General features: G+C 30.8%; 16 protein-coding genes. 15 read left to right on the forward strand and 1 reads right to left on the reverse strand.

Annotated features, from left to right (window positions below):
* The first annotated feature begins 7 nt into the window (after positions 1-7).
* The 8 genes from ACMHJW_RS06585 to ACMHJW_RS06620 are packed head-to-tail and all read left to right on the forward strand — an operon-like array spanning position 8 to position 8,279.
* On the forward strand, positions 8-1,090 hold the full coding sequence (locus ACMHJW_RS06585) for a 2Fe-2S iron-sulfur cluster-binding protein (protein WP_413532620.1): 1,083 nt from the start codon (positions 8-10) through the stop codon (positions 1,088-1,090).
* 24 nt (positions 1,091-1,114) lie between these two features.
* Complete coding sequence (nuoH, locus tag ACMHJW_RS06590; RefSeq protein ID WP_413532621.1) at positions 1,115-2,164, forward strand: NADH-quinone oxidoreductase subunit NuoH; 1,050 nt, start codon at positions 1,115-1,117, stop codon at positions 2,162-2,164.
* A gap of 22 nt (positions 2,165-2,186) precedes the next feature.
* Positions 2,187-2,687: an NADH-quinone oxidoreductase subunit NuoI gene (nuoI, locus tag ACMHJW_RS06595; RefSeq protein ID WP_413532622.1), complete on the forward strand. Its 501-nt coding sequence runs from the start codon at positions 2,187-2,189 to the stop codon at positions 2,685-2,687.
* Positions 2,687-3,205, forward strand: a complete 519-nt coding sequence (locus tag ACMHJW_RS06600; RefSeq protein ID WP_413532623.1) for an NADH-quinone oxidoreductase subunit J — start codon at positions 2,687-2,689, stop codon at positions 3,203-3,205. The genes nuoI and ACMHJW_RS06600 overlap by 1 nt, the downstream gene beginning before the upstream one ends.
* A 16-nt stretch (positions 3,206-3,221) precedes the next feature.
* Positions 3,222-3,548 (forward strand): NADH-quinone oxidoreductase subunit NuoK, encoded by a 327-nt coding sequence (gene nuoK, locus ACMHJW_RS06605; protein WP_219034517.1) that lies wholly within the window; start codon positions 3,222-3,224, stop codon positions 3,546-3,548.
* A gap of 2 nt (positions 3,549-3,550) precedes the next feature.
* Positions 3,551-5,443, forward strand: a complete 1,893-nt coding sequence (gene nuoL, locus ACMHJW_RS06610) for an NADH-quinone oxidoreductase subunit L (RefSeq protein ID WP_413532624.1) — start codon at positions 3,551-3,553, stop codon at positions 5,441-5,443.
* A 7-nt stretch (positions 5,444-5,450) separates the two neighbouring features.
* On the forward strand, positions 5,451-6,869 hold the full coding sequence (locus ACMHJW_RS06615) for a complex I subunit 4 family protein (RefSeq protein WP_413532625.1): 1,419 nt from the start codon (positions 5,451-5,453) through the stop codon (positions 6,867-6,869).
* A 21-nt stretch (positions 6,870-6,890) separates the two neighbouring features.
* On the forward strand, positions 6,891-8,279 hold the full coding sequence (locus ACMHJW_RS06620) for an NADH-quinone oxidoreductase subunit N (protein WP_413532626.1): 1,389 nt from the start codon (positions 6,891-6,893) through the stop codon (positions 8,277-8,279).
* Positions 8,280-8,379: 100 nt separating this feature from the next.
* On the opposite strand, the gene ACMHJW_RS06625 is transcribed toward ACMHJW_RS06620, so the two are convergent.
* Positions 8,380-9,555 carry a M1 family aminopeptidase gene (locus tag ACMHJW_RS06625; protein ID WP_413532627.1) on the reverse strand — a complete coding sequence of 392 codons (1,176 nt, stop codon included), beginning with the start codon at positions 9,553-9,555 and terminating at the stop codon, positions 8,380-8,382.
* A gap of 134 nt (positions 9,556-9,689) precedes the next feature.
* On the opposite strand from ACMHJW_RS06625, the gene ACMHJW_RS06630 reads away from it, so the two are divergent.
* The 7 genes from ACMHJW_RS06630 to ACMHJW_RS06660 all read left to right on the forward strand — a co-directional run bounded on the left by ACMHJW_RS06630 (position 9,690) and on the right by ACMHJW_RS06660 (position 15,823).
* Positions 9,690-11,543, forward strand: a complete 1,854-nt coding sequence (locus ACMHJW_RS06630) for a M1 family metallopeptidase (RefSeq protein ID WP_413532628.1) — start codon at positions 9,690-9,692, stop codon at positions 11,541-11,543.
* Positions 11,543-12,316, forward strand: coding sequence for a type III pantothenate kinase (locus tag ACMHJW_RS06635; protein ID WP_413532629.1), 774 nt, complete (start codon positions 11,543-11,545; stop codon positions 12,314-12,316). Before ACMHJW_RS06630 ends, ACMHJW_RS06635 begins: the two co-directional genes overlap by 1 nt.
* Before the next feature lie 147 nt (positions 12,317-12,463).
* A complete protein-coding gene (locus tag ACMHJW_RS06640) occupies positions 12,464-13,039 on the forward strand; it encodes an RNA polymerase sigma factor (RefSeq protein ID WP_413532630.1) in 576 nt (191 codons plus the stop codon).
* Positions 13,023-13,685: a hypothetical protein gene (locus ACMHJW_RS06645; protein ID WP_413532631.1), complete on the forward strand. Its 663-nt coding sequence runs from the start codon at positions 13,023-13,025 to the stop codon at positions 13,683-13,685. Before ACMHJW_RS06640 ends, ACMHJW_RS06645 begins: the two co-directional genes overlap by 17 nt.
* A 28-nt stretch (positions 13,686-13,713) precedes the next feature.
* A complete protein-coding gene (locus ACMHJW_RS06650; RefSeq protein WP_413532632.1) occupies positions 13,714-14,754 on the forward strand; it encodes a PorT family protein in 1,041 nt (346 codons plus the stop codon).
* Between the two features lie 134 nt (positions 14,755-14,888).
* The gene (locus ACMHJW_RS06655; protein WP_413532633.1) at positions 14,889-15,338 is read left to right on the forward strand and encodes a hypothetical protein; all 450 of its coding nucleotides are present in this window, start codon (positions 14,889-14,891) and stop codon (positions 15,336-15,338) included.
* A complete protein-coding gene (locus tag ACMHJW_RS06660; protein WP_413532634.1) occupies positions 15,338-15,823 on the forward strand; it encodes a hypothetical protein in 486 nt (161 codons plus the stop codon). The genes ACMHJW_RS06655 and ACMHJW_RS06660 overlap by 1 nt, the downstream gene beginning before the upstream one ends.
* Positions 15,824-15,836: the final 13 nt, after the last annotated feature.

The raw sequence follows: 15,836 nt of genomic DNA on the forward strand, positions 1-15,836 counted from the left end.
TACGAAGATGGCAGAAGAAACACCATTATTTAAAGTTACCATCGACAACGAAACGATTGAAGTACCTGCGGGAACAACGATCCTTCAAGCCGCTCGTATGATTGGTAAAGAAGTAGCACCTCCAGCGATGTGTTACTACGGTAAATTAGAAAATACAGGAGGAAACTGTAGAACGTGTTTGGTAGAAGTATCAAAAGGTAGTGAAGCAGATCCTCGTCCAATGCCAAAATTAGTTCCGTCTTGCCGTACAACGGTAATGGATGGAATGGTTGTAGGCAATAAAACATCTGATCGTGTAGTTGAAGCGCGTAAAGGAATTGTTGAATTATTATTAATCAATCATCCTTTAGATTGTCCAGTTTGTGATCAGGCAGGAGAATGTAAATTACAAGATTTAAGTTACGAACACGGAGCAGAAGCAACGCGTTACGAATTTGATCGTCGTACATTCCCAAAAGAAGATTTAGGTCCAAACATTCAGTTGAACATGAACCGATGCATTTTATGTTATCGTTGTGTAAAAACAGCGGATCAAATAACAGGTTGTCGTGAACATGGCGTGATGAATCGTGGAGATCATGCTGAAATTTCAACACATATCAACAAAAGTTTAGATAACGAATTCATCGGAAATATTATTGATGTTTGTCCAGTAGGAGCATTAACAGATAAAACATTTCGTTTCAAAAATCGTGTTTGGTTCTTAAAACCAGTTGATGCACATCGCGATTGTCCAACTTGTTCTGGTAAAGCGCAAGTTTGGTTCCGTGGAAACGAAGTTTTCCGTGTTACAGCACGTAAAGATGAATTTAACGAAGTAAAAGATTGGATTTGTAATACATGTCGTTTTGATAAAAAAGATATCAACGATTGGACATTAGAAAAACCATCTGAAATTTCTAAAGCTTCTGTTGTTCGTCAAGGTCATTACTTTGAGAATAAAGTGGAGCCAAAAGAAACACTTCCAAAAGTTATCAAACGCGAACCAAAAATTTTATTAGATATTCATTCGGTTTCTCAAGTAAATGAACCAAATCGTGATTTATCTAAAATCGATGGACCAGCAACAAGTAAAGATTTTAAAGATTAATCATTCGTAAATAAAATTAACAAAATGACAGAAGAATTTATTGCTGATGCATTAGAAAAGTTAGCTTTAGTAGGCGTAATGATTGGTTTTGCATTAGTTGTTGCCATGTATTCTACTTGGGCTGAGCGTAAAGTTGCAGCATTTTTACAAGATCGTATAGGACCAAACCGCGCAGGTGTATTTGGTTTATTACAACCTCTTGCCGATGGTTTAAAATTATTCTCGAAAGAGGAAATTACACCAAAAGATTCGAATAAATTTCTATTCATCTTAGGTCCATCTTTGGCCATGATTGTAGCTTGTATGACAGGCGCAGTTATTCCTTGGTCGACAGCTTTCGAGATTGGAGATCGAGTAGTTGTCCCACAAATTGCAGATGTTAACATCGGATTTTTATACATTTTAGGTGTATTAAGTTTGGGTGTTTATGGAATTATGATTGGTGCTTGGGCGTCAAACAACAAATATTCATTAATGGGAGGTTTACGTGCAGCTTCTCAGATAATTTCGTACGAATTGCCAATGGGAATCGTGTTAATCACAATTTTGATGATGACAGGTTCTTTAAAATTGAGCGATATTGTACATTATCAACAAGAGCATGCATGGTTTATCTTATTACAACCATTAGGATTTATTATTTTCTTGGTATGTTCTTTTGCAGAAACAAATCGTACACCTTTCGATTTACCAGAAGCAGAGAACGAGTTGGTAGGAGGATATCACTCTGAATATTCTTCTATGAAGATGGGATTCTTCTTATTCGCAGAATATATTAATATGTTTATCAGTTCTGTGGTAATTTCTACCTTATATTTTGGCGGATACGATATTCCATTTGTAGATGATGCAACATTAGTAAACTCTATCGGAGTAAATGGAACGGCAATTCTTAATTTCCTTTCATTATTTGGAAAAGCTTGTTTCTTCATCTTCTTCTATATGTGGGTACGTTGGACAATTCCTCGTTTCAGATATGACCAATTAATGAATTTAGGTTGGAAAAAATTATTGCCTTTAGCATTAATTAATATGTTAATTACAGGCTTAGTGATTTTATTATTAAATAAGTAGAATCATCAAAATCATTAAAAGTATGAAACCAATTACAAATAGAGTAAAACAAGTAGAACGTAAACCCCTTACTTTTTGGGAAAGTATCTATTTGATTTCTATCGCAAAAGGGTTGATGATTACATTGAAGCACTTCTTTTCGAAGAAAGCAACAATTAGTTATCCAGAAAAACAAAGACCATTTAGTCCGGTATTTAGAGGACTACATGTTTTGAATAGAGACGAAGAAGATCGTGAAAATTGTACAGCTTGTGGACTTTGTGCCTTGGCTTGTCCAGCAGAAGCAATCACAATGGAAGCAGCAGAAAGACTTCCAGGTGAAGAAAAACTTTATCGCGAAGAAAAATATGCAGCGAAATATGAAATTAATATGTTGCGTTGTATTTTCTGTGGATTCTGCGAAGAAGCTTGCCCAAAAGATGCTGTTTATTTATCGCAAACAGTTCCACCAGCAAGTTTCCAACGTAAGAATTTCATCTATTCGAAAGAAGATTTATTAATCCCGAAAAAAGCTGCAAATTAATGGAATTACCTCTAATTTTATTTTATGTGTTGTCGAGCTTAACGGTGTTAAGTGCGCTATTAATGGTGTTCAGTAAAAATCCTGTTCATTCCATCTTATATTTAATCGTAACCTTCTTCTGCATCAGTGGACATTATGTTTTGTTAAATGCACAATTTTTAGCAATTGTAAATGTAATTGTCTATGCCGGAGCAATTATGGTATTGTTCTTATTTGTGGTGATGTTAATGAATCTGAATAGTGAAAAGAAATCCTTTGGTCGACCAGCAAAAGTATTAGCAGCGAGTTTAATTTCCTTGCTATTTGTTGCTTTAACAATTGGTATCTTCTCACAAAATCAAGCTGCTGCAAACACAGCTATAGAAATGGGAACAGGAGATTTAGGATTGATTCACAATTTAGGATCATTGTTATATTCAGAATATGTTTTACCATTTGAGTTGAGCAGTATTTTGTTTATTTCTGCAATGATTGGAGCAGTGATGTTATCGAAAAAAGACGAAGAATTATTGGATTAAATATAAAAAGTAAAAGATGTTACCAATCAGTTATTATATTACTTTATCATTAATCCTATTCGGGATAGGAATGGCAGGTGTTATGCTACGTCGCAATGCGATTGTCATTTTTATGTGTATAGAATTGATGTTAAATTCTGTGAATTTGTTGTTAGTAGCGTTCTCAAAAATGCACTATCATGCAAATCCAGCATTAGAAAAAGGAACAGATGCACAACTTTTAGTATTCTTTATTATGGTTGTAGCTGCTGCTGAGGTTGCTGTAGGATTATCAGTGATAATCTTATTGTTCCGCAAAGTATACTCGGTAGATATTAATGTGTTAAATCGTTTAAAAGGTTAAGAATGGAGCAGTATATATGGTTAATTCCTTTGATTCCATTCATCGGATTTTTAATTAACGGTTTAGGACGAAATGTACTTTCTAAAAGCTTAGTTACTTTCATAGGAAGTGGAGCAGTTTTAGCAAGTTTCATTTTATCAATAATGGTTTTTATGACAGTTCCATCAGGAACAGATGCGCAACCATTAATTTTTAAAGCATTTGATATTATCAATATTCCAACTTTACAAGTTCCGTTTGCATTTCAGATTGATGCATTAACGAGTTTGTTCTTGTTAATTATTACAGGAGTTGGATTTCTAATTCACGTGTACAGTTCAGCTTACATGAGCGAAGACAAAGGATTTGCAAAATTCTTTTCTTACTTAAATCTATTCATCTTCTTTATGTTGATTCTTGTTATGGGAAACAACTTTGTAATGATGTTTATTGGATGGGAAGGAGTTGGATTATGTTCATTCTTATTAATTGGATTCTGGTTTACAAATCCAGAATATATCAAAGCAGCAAAGAAAGCTTTCATCATGAACCGTATTGGTGACGTTGGATTCTTATTAGCGATGTTTTGGATATTCAAGGAATTTGGAACATTAGAATATGTAAAAGTATTTCATCAATTAGCAATTGATCCTTCTGCATTTACAGGTTTTGTTTTAACAGGAATTACATTATTGTTATTCTTAGCAGCAACAGGTAAATCGGCTCAATTACCATTGTTTACATGGTTACCAGATGCAATGGCAGGACCAACACCAGTTTCAGCGCTTATCCACGCAGCAACAATGGTAACGGCAGGTATTTTTATGATTACACGTTGCAACGAATTATTTTCGGCAGCGCCAATTACATTAGAAATAATTCAGTACGTAGGAATTGCAACAGCATTTGTTACAGCAACTATTGCAATGCGCCAAAATGATATCAAAAAAGTATTGGCTTATTCTACTGTTTCTCAATTAGGATTAATGTTCGCGGCAATTGGATCTGGAGCTTATATTGCAGCAGTTTTCCATGTAATTACGCACGCGTTCTTCAAAGCATTATTATTCTTAGGAGCTGGTTCTGTAATTCACGGAATGCACCACGAACAAGATATGCGCAAAATGGGAGGTTTGGGTAAATACATGAAAATTACACATATCACTTTCTTGATAGGATGTTTAGCTATTGCTGGTATTCCAGGTTTATCAGGATTCTTCTCGAAAGACGAAATGTTATTAGGAATGTTTGTTTCTAATCCAATCGTATACGGAATAGGATTTATTGTTTCTGTGATGACAGCATTCTATATGTTCCGTTTATATGCAATGACTTTCTTAGGAGATTTAAGAGATAAAGATGCTCATCCTCACGAAAGTCCAGCAGCAATGACAATTCCATTAATTATTTTAGCAGTTCTTTCTATTATTGCAGGTTATATTGGAATTCCAGCATTGTTTATGCAAGACGGACATAAACTTCAAACTTTATTAAGTGGAGTTGTTTCTATCGGTGAAGATCATCATGTTTCTCATGCAACAGAATGGATGATGATGGGAGCTTTATTAATTTGTGTGCTTGGAGCAATTTATTATGCAATTAAGAAATACACAAATCATGTAGATGAAGAAGCTACTGGAATTGCAAAATTCTTTGAAAACAAATGGTACATCGACGAATTATATGACAATGCAATTGTAAAACCATTGTTCGAATTAGGAGATGTCTTGAAAAAATATGTAGAGAAAGCAGGAATTGCAGCTTTTGTTTCAGGAGTTGGAACTGTTTCTGGTCGTGCATCAAAAAATGTACGTCAACTACAAAACGGAAATGTAGGATTCTATATTATGCTAATGGTTGTAGGAATCGTAGCAGGTATAGCAATCTTTTTTATGGGGTATTTAATTTCAAAATAAGTTAGTAATGCTTTTATCTTTATTTATCATTTTACCATTAATAGTAGGAATTTTTATGCTATTAATGAAAGATCAAAAACCACAAAGATGGTTAGGAGCATTCGTTGGTGGAGCATTGTTGGCGTTATACTTCTTTATCACTTGCAAAGGTGGAAATAATGAGTTAACGTATCAAACACAATGGTTCAATTTCAACAGCGTTAAAACTTATTTCGCTTTAAATGTTCAAGGTTTGGGAGGATTAATGATTTTATTAACCAACCTTACTTACTTAGCTCTTTTTGTTTATTTATCAACAACAAAACAAAAATATAACAATACATTCTACGGATTATTGTTAATCACTTTAGCAGGATTGAACGGAGTTTTCCTAGCAGAAGACTTAATTTTATTCTATTTCTTCTGGGAAATTGTTCTTATTCCTGTTTATTTCTTAATTGGATTATTCGGAATTGGAAAAGACAAAATTCGTGCAAATATGACATTCTTCTTGTACACGATTTTAGGATCGATGTTTATGTTAGGAGGAATTATTTACATCGGATTTTTCTTACAACCAACATCGTTTTTATTAACAGATATTGTACAAGTTACAGGACCTAATTATTCAACAAATACAGCGTTGGCATTGTTATTCTTAATCGCTTTTGTGATTAAAATTCCAATCTTTCCATTTCATACTTGGCAACCAACAATTTACAAAACATCTCCAACTCCATTAACAGTTGTACTTTCAGCATTAATGGCAAAAATGGGATTATTCGCTGTAGTTACTTGGTATTTAGGAATGTTTCCAACAATTTCAGAATTGTTCAAATACTTTACTTACATCGCAATTTTCGGATTAGTTTATGCTTCCTTAATTGCTTTAAGTACAAAAAATGTAAAGAAAATTATTGCTTATAGCTCGATTGCTCACTTAGCATTAATCTTTGTTTCATTATTTTCAGAATTAGCAAATGGAGTAACAGGAGCATATTTCCAAATGTTTTCACATGGTTTAGTCGTATTAGGATTATGGTTATGTGTTGATATTATGGAAAGAAAATATCATTTAACAGATATCAAATCAATTGGAGGTTTAGCCAAAGTTGATCCAACTTTATCGATCTTATTCATGCTATTCGGTTTAGCAAATGTAGCATTACCATTAACAAGTTCATTCATCGGAGAATTTATGATGCTTTCAGCATTATTTACACACAATCCAGTTTTATGTGTTGTAGCTTGTTTAGGTGTTATTTTATCTGCCGTTTATACATTAAGATTATCAAGTGCATTATTATTTGGAGAAGTGAAAAACATCAAACAAAAAGATGCGCAAAAAGGAGGTTTTGGACCAATAGCAGTTTTATCAGTAATTGCAATCATTGTGATTATTTTAGGAGTTTATCCAACACCAATTTTTAACTTATTAGCACATTAAATCATTTTTGAATAAATAGATATGAATACGATTATTTTATCAGCACTTTCAGGTATTATTTTGATGTTTAGTGGATTCTACATCAAAAATAATCGTGCCTTAAATATACTTTCTGTTGTTCTGTTTTTCGGAATGATTATAGGAGGAATTTTTGAATTGAAAGGTTGTTCAATGTTTGCAGGAAAATTCGATAACATGATAGGACAATCGCTTTACGGTGTTTCGTTCTTTATCGCATTAGCAGCATTAGCAATTTTTTACTTATTGTTGAACAAAGATTCGTTTGGCAAAGTAGGAAAACATGTAGCAGAATATTACGCTTTAATTTTCTTCTCTTTTACAGGAATCGCTGTTTTAGCACAATTCCACAACTTGGTAATTATGTTCTTAGGAATAGAATTAATGTCAATTCCAATGTACATTATTGCAGGAACAAACAAAGAGAGTCTTAAAAGTACAGAAGCATCTGTAAAATATTTCTTGATGGGAGCTTTCTCAACAGGAATTTTGATGTTGGGTGTAACATTTTTATATGGCGCAACAGGAACTTTTATGGTAGATCAATTGGTAAACTATAACAAAGATTTCGAAACAATTTATTACGCAGGATGGAGTTTAGTCATCTTCGCATTTTGTTTCAAAGTTTCTGCCGCACCTTTTCATGCATGGACACCAGACGTTTACGATGGAACACCAACGGTGTTTACATCATTTATGTCAACAATTATAAAAGGTGGATCATTTTTAGGATTTATTTTAGTTCTAAAATCATTCCCAACAAATGTAGAATATGCCGAATATTACCGTTTATTATTCGCATCAATTATTATTTTGACGTTATTTATCGGAAACTTCGGAGCCGTTTCTCAAAAATCTGTAAAACGTTTGATGGCTTATTCATCAATTGCACAAGCAGGTTTTATGCTATTTGTATTGTTTAATATTAATTCAGCTTCCAAAGAAGCATTAATGTTCTATACGATTGCTTATTCGGTTGCGAATTTCATTATTTTCTATACAATAGATCAATTCAAAAATCCAAAATTCGAAAGTTTTATTGGTTTAGGAAAAGCAAATCCAGTTTTGGCTGCAGCAATGACAATTTCCTTGATTTCATTAGCAGGTATTCCATTAACAGGAGGATTCTTCGCGAAATTTATGGCGTTGAGCATTGGAGGAACAAACGATAAAAATTTATTTTTGATTGTAATAGGATTGGTTATGGCAGTTTTGAGTATGTATTATTACTTCAAAGTTATCAACTACATGTATTTCAAAAAAGGTAAAAACAAATTAAAAACACAAGATGGATTAACAAATTTCCTTTTAATTATCGGAATGTTAATCTTAATTGTAATGGGAATTTTTCCAGGAATATTATCATCATTTTTACAAACGCCAATGTGGTAATTGTAGAATGATTATTCTATAGTTTTTTATTATTTATTATTTAAAAAGCTCGTGTTAATTAATTGACACGAGCTTTTTTATTTACCATAAAAATTGAGATTTATAAAATGTGTTTTATATTATCGTAGAGAGATATTCCATAATCATCTTTTATTAAAGTGAGAAACTCTTCTAGGTTTGATATTTCAAAATCATTCATTTTATTTAAGAAAATAATAAATTCATCTTCGCCCAGATTTTTTTCTATTTCATAACAAATTAAAGCTCCTTTAACATACAGTAATTTTTCTCTTATTTTGTCATCCATTTTTTTATTAATCGCTGATATTTCCTTATTTGAAATACCTAAACTATTAATTTCTTGTTGTTTTCTTTTGATAAGATTTTCAAATTCAGTATTTCCATATTTATATCTATAATACATATATGATAAATATTCGGCAAAACCTTCATTTAAAAAAGCATTAGGATTAGAATTGATATTTTTTGATTTTGAAAACCATTTATGAGCAATTTCATGACATAATAAATATAAATTTCCTTTTTCATTATCAATGTTTTGAATGCTTATAAAATTTTTGGATGAAAAAAATGAATAATTATAATAATCATTTATATAGATAGTTAAATCATCAATCTTGTCATTTTTGAATATATGATTATAATATTTCAATATATCGTTAGAAGTATTGTATATGTAGTCAATTTTTTTGTCATTCTGATTTTGATAAATTATTTTAATCTTTTGGTTTTTATACGAAGTAAATTTTTCTTTTGAAATAACAAAAGAAAGTTTATCTGAAGTACATTGTTTACATTCCAAACCATTTGTATAATAGTATAAATTACTTTTATTCCTAATTTTTATTTTATAATTTAAAGATTCAAAATAATCTGTCATTTTTATTGGAATCAATTGATTATCTATAAAATGTATACCTTTTATATCATCTTCTTTTATATCAAAATTTTTATAATAATCTATCTTAAAAATTTTATTGTTTTTACTATTCTTAATTTTTAATATGTTGAATTCAGGATTAGTACGATCTATTGAGTAATATTGACTTTCTTTTATCATTAAACTTTTATCAAGTTTGAAAGCAAGATTGTTTTCAAAAGATTTTTGTGCTTGAATGATTGTTGAAATATGTAATGTATTATTTAATATTTCTAAGTCAATGTTATAGCTTAATATGTTTTTATTATTTTCCTGTGCGCTACAAGAAATAAAAACAAATAAAATAGATGCATAAACGAATTGAATGAATTTCATTTTCTATACTTTTCTATTGATGAATTAAAGATATGAAATTTTAAATTTTTAAAATTTTCAAAAGCTTGAAACAAAACTGACTTGTTCCAAGCTTTTTCGTATTTTTGAAATTAAAGTTTAATGATTAGTTAGAAATGAGAAAATTTACTCTATTAATTTGCATTTGTTTGGTTCAATTTGCATTTGCTCAGCGCAAAGGTTATTGGCAACAAAAGGTAGATTATAAAATTGATGTTGATATGAAAGAAAAATCGTATCAATATGATGGAAAAATGCAATTAAAATATACGAACAATTCAGGTCAAAACTTGAACAAAGTTTATTTCCATTTATATTTTAATGCTTTTCAACCAGGAAGTATGATGGACAATCGTTTACAAAACATTCCAGATCCTGATAAAAGAATGGCAACGAATATTGGAACAAAAGAAAATCCAAAATTTGTAAGTCGTATTTCTGAATTGAAACCAGATCAAATTGGTTATCAAAAAATAATTTCTCTTAAACAAGACGGTAAAGCTGTTTCTTATAAAGTAGACGGAACAATTTTAGAAGTTACATTAGCAAAACCAATTGCAGAAGGACAAACTTCTACTTTCGATATGGTTTGGAATGCACAAGTTCCTGAACAAATTCGTCGTTCTGGACGAAATTCTAAAGATGGTGTAGAATTTTCTATGGCACAATGGTATCCAAAAATGGCTGAATTCGATACAGAAGGTTGGCATTTAGATGAATATGTTGGACGTGAATTTTTTGCTCCTTTTGGTAATTTTGATGTGACAATTAATATTGATAAAGATTATGTTGTTGGAGCTTCAGGAGAATTACAAAATCCAAATAATGTAAAAGGTTATGTAAAGAATCCTACAATCAAAGCAAAAAATGGAAAAGTAGCTTGGAATTTCAAAGCAGAAAATATTCACGATTTCGTTTGGGCTGCAGATAAAGAATTTGTCGTAGAACATGCAAAATCAAAACATGGTGTAGATGTTTATTTAGTTTATCAAGAGAATGATAAATCTTCTGCTTGGAGACAAGCAATGCCTTATGCTTTAGGTTTCTTTGATTATAATTCTGAACATTTTGGCGAATATCCTTGGAAAACATATTCGATTATTCAAGGAGGTGATGGTGGAATGGAATACGGAACAGCAACTTTAATTGCTGGAGGTAGCAATTTAAACAGCTTAATCGGTACTATTTTTCACGAAGCAGCACATTCTTGGTACCAACAATTATTCGGAATCAATGAAACGTATAACGAATGGTTCGACGAAGGTTTTACATCATATGTAGAGCAAATGGCGCATCTAAATGTTGTAGAAAAATTAAAAGTAATGCCATCTAATCCAAATCCAGATGCTTACAAAGGTTATATTGCATTAGCACTTTCAGGAAAAGAAGAACCAGCAAGTTTATTGGCCGATTATTACAATACAAACTATGCTTATTCTTTGGAAGCTTACTACAAAGGACAAGTTTTAGCAATTCAATTGGGATATATTATTGGGAATGATAATTTGAACAAAACATTTTTAGAATTCTATAAACAATGGAAATTTAAACATCCTTCAGGAAATGATTTCAAACGTGTTGCCGAAGAAGTTTCTGGAATTAATCTTAAATGGTATTTCAATTTATTTATCAATACAACACGAAAAATAGATTATGCTATAGAAGCAGTAAACGGAAATACAATTACAATTGCAAATAAATCAGATTTTGCAATGCCAATTGATTTATTGGTAGAATATACAGATGGTTCGAAAGAGTTATTTTATATTCCTTTACGTGAAATGCGTGGAGAAAAACCAGCAGAAAATTTATTAGAATATCAAGGAGCGAAAAGAACGATTTTAGAAGATTGGTTCTGGACGAAACCAACATATGATGTTAAAGTTTCTAAAGAAATTAAACAAGTTACAATCGATCCAACAAAACGTTTGGCAGATGTAAATGATAAAAATAACGTATTTACAAAATAATGTTATTAGCAGTAAATATAGGAAATACTAATCTTCGTTTCGCAGTTTTCAAAAGCGAAACGGAGATTATTACTTGGACAATCAACACAAAACCTTATCGTACCGAATACGAGTTTTATGCAAAATTCTCTAACATCTATGAGCCTTTTGGGATTGAGAAAGATGATATCACCGATATTGTAATTGGTTCAGTTGTGCCGCCACTCACAGCGAGCGTTAAAATTGCTTTACAAAAAATTCACAAATTCAAACCAATGGTTGTGGATCGTAATACACCATCGGCAATTAAACATAAGTCAAACCAAATGGGAACCGATTTATATGCCAATGCTGTAGCTGCTCATTATCAAAATTATCCAGGCAAAAAAATTGTTATTGATTTTGGAACTGCACTTACTTTTTTAGGACTTGACGAACAAGGAACTGTGGGCGGAGTTGTAATTGCTCCTGGAATTATCACAGCCTTAAATTCTTTGGTGGGAGAAACAGCTCAGTTACCAACAATAGAATTAAAAGCTCCTAAAACAGTTTTAGGATTAGATACAGAATCTTGTATGCAATCAGGAATGGTTTATGGCTTTTTGAGTATGGTAGAAGGAATGATTGATCGCATCAATACAGAAGAAGGAGAACAATGTTATGTAATTTCTACCGGAGGAGTTGGCGGAGTTTACAAATCATTGACAAATAAAATTGATATTGATGATCGTTTACACACCATAAAAGGTCTTAAAATATTATATGAATTGAATAAAGATTCGTTCGTAAAATAAATTTAGTTAATCAATTTAAAACAATATAAAGCTCGTTATTAACGAGCTTTTTTCATTCTATTATAAATCATTTTGAAAAAAATGTTTAATTTTCTGTAACCTTTTTATAAACCTTGAGTCTATTAAGAGAGAAACCAATTAACACACGTGAAATTATTTGTACTAAATCGAAAAAGTAAAGAGCAAGTTCTGGTCGAAAGACTAAAAAAGAACGATGCTTTGGCGCAAAAAGAACTCTACGAGCAAAGCTCTAAAAAGATGTTGAGCGTTTGTAGAAGCTACATAGAAGATATGCATTATGCAGAAGATTGTATGATTAATGGCTTTTGTAAAGTTTTTAATCATATCGAGAAATTTCAAAATAAAGGAAGCTTCGAAGGTTGGATGCGCCGAATAATGATTAATGAATGTTTGACTTTTTTGCGAGCAAATAAAACACTTATTTATGTTGATGATGTAAGAGTTGCAAACTATGATGATGCAGATGATGAAATAGAAGAAACATGGTTAAACTTTAATGTACAAGAGGTATTAGATCAACTTTCAGAGCCTTATAGATTGGTTTTTAATCTTCATATACTCGAAGATTTTTCTCACCAAGAAATTGCTGAAATGTTGAATATTTCGGTGTCTACAAGCAAAACACAATTGTTTCGTGCAAAGGTAAAACTGAGAGAAATTGTTCTAAGTAAAAAGAAAATGACAAATGAAAAACAACGATAAAATATCAAATTATATAAAAACCGATTTAGAAAATCGAGAACTAAATCCTTCTCATGATGCTTGGGATCGAATTCAAGCTCGAATGGATGTTGCACCTTTACCACAGAAATCAAACTTCAAATGGTGGTTATCTGCTGCGGTTGTTGCATTTTTTACGATTTCTACATCAATTTATTTATTCACAAATCAATCGAAAGATGAGCAATCAAAAGAATTTGTAAATAATCAAAAGCAAAATAATCCTCAACAAACTCAATTAGATTCTAATACAGTTCATTCTCCAGAATCGATGTTTGCAAATAATGAAAAGATAGATTCTTCTAAAAAAGAAATTGAAGTTCAACAAGAAGAAAAAAAACCGATTCAGCATGGTAAAGTTCAAGTCGCAATAAACGATGAATCTCAACAAGTAGAAATGGCTTTTCCTAATAAGAAAGAATCAACTTCAGAAAAGAAAGAAGATCTAAAATTAAATGTTCAATCAAAGAAAACTATTGCTGCAAATACAACATCATTAGATTCTGTAAAAGTGAACAAAAAGAAAAAGAATTATGTAGATCCAAATATGTTATTGTATTCTATAGAAAATAAAGAAAATCTAAAAGAATCTAATCAATCGCGCGTGGTTTCTATCGGTTTCAAATAAACATTAATATGCCTAAATTAACAAGATTATGATAAAAAAACTTATCGTAGCAGGATTATTATGCCTTTCGGCTACATCTCTATATGCTCAGAAATTTACATTTGATTTGAATGATAAAAATGATGAAAAAATAAGTCCAATCGTAAAAGATCGTATCAATGAATTTACTTTGGTTATTCGTCAAATAGTTCAAGAAGAAAAATCTGCAATGGAAAAGAAAGTTGCAGATATAGATAAAGAATTGGCAGAAGGTAAACTAAGTATTTCCGAAGCTACAGCGAAGAAAGAAGCTATTGCAAGTGTATATTCAGGAACGATAAATGATCGCATTCAAGAAGTGAATTTCAATTTAGATGATATTATCAAACAACAAGTTGCATTTTCTATTATGAATGGCGAAGATCCTGTAACTCCAAAAACGAAACAAGATGTTACAAAACGTTATCGAATTGCCAATCAACTAAATGGTTATGGATCTTTTGGATACATGACATTCACAGGAAAAAAAGATTCAGAATTAAATAAACACGAAAAATTCTCAAGCAATCTTACAGTTGGTTTAATCTATGAAAGACAATTATCCTTAACAAGTCCTTTTAACTTCTTGGCAGGAGGATTACTTTCATGGCGAACATATCGTATTGATGATGATATGCGTTTTAACCGCGATGAAAACGGAAATGTTGGATTAGTAAAAAGTGATAAATCATTAGATAAATCAAAATTACGTTCAGCCTATTTTATGGTTCCTGTCGGATTCAAATATAATTTTTCTAAAGTGAGAAATATTGCCGAAGATTTTGCCTATCGTCCGCAAGGAAGATATTACATCGCAACCTATTTGTATGGAGGAACTCTTTTGTCGTCGAATAACATCTACAAAGGTTCTGGCGTTCGCAACAAAGAACGAGGAAATTATAATGTGAATAATTTTATCTACGGAGCCGAAGTAACAGTTGGTTTGGGATTGATAAATGTATTTATCAGAAAAGATTTTAATGATTATTTTAAAAGTAATACATTCGATAATCGCAAAATGATTCAATTTGGCATAAATCTTGGAATATAATTAAACAGCATAAACATAGTTTTATAACATAACATTTTAATATAAGAAGCCTCAGATTTTCTGAGGTTTTTTTATTTGTAAAAAAAATTGAAATCAAAACTCAAAAAAATGTAAATTAGTAGAAACACAATCCAATGGTAAAATCAAAACTTAGTTGGCAAACAATTATTCCAATTATCATTTTCTTAATTTTAATGATAATCAACTTTATGTTTGTTAAAACATTTTGGTTTGGAGGAAGTTTTTACATAGAAGAACCTTTTTTACGAATTGGTATTTTTATCCTTTCATTGCTAGTTTCAATGTCTATTTTATATGATTTAACGTTTAATCTAACATTGTTTACACTCAAAGAAGAAACCTTCGAAATCAGAACGATTTTCAAAAAAGACGAAATTCCATATCGTGCGATTTATTATTTGTACGAAGAAGAAGATATTTTACGTATCAAACGAAGTCAGATTTTAACGATTCAAACTAAAAAATCAAAATTCAGATTACGTAGTTTTTTTGATTCGAATTATGATGAGATAAAAATGAAATTAACAGAAAAAGCTGAACAGTACGTTAATTTATTAGCTTAATGAGTATCGAAAAATCAATAAAAGCTGATGTTGTGATAAGATGGACAATATTAATTGTGTTGTCTATATTTTGCCTTGCAAAAATTATTAACGAAAGGAATAAATTTTCTTCAAAAAGTTTTGTATTCGTTACTCCTCAAAAATTAGATCAACAAGAAGATAGTTCACTTTATCGAGTTTATAATTATTGGAAAAATCCAATCTATAAATATGATTCAACAATTATAAAGGTGAATTATAATAAAGCTGATGCAGTTTGTTATGCTGAATTAATCCAGAAAATGCAAAAAAATAATGTTGAAAAATCTGGGATTAAATTCAAACTAAATGATAATAATACGTTTGCTGATTTGACGAATTTGCTGCAAATTATAGAAAATGAAAATCATAAAATTTTCACATTCGATTTTGAAAACGATTATTTATATGTTCTAAAATCCAATTCAGATTCAGATAAAATTAGAATGATAGAAGCTCAATTATAAATTAAAAACGTCG

Origin of the sequence: Empedobacter brevis (genome assembly GCF_965118635.1) — a bacterium.
GTDB classification, from domain to species: Bacteria; Bacteroidota; Bacteroidia; order Flavobacteriales; family Weeksellaceae; genus Empedobacter; species Empedobacter brevis_A.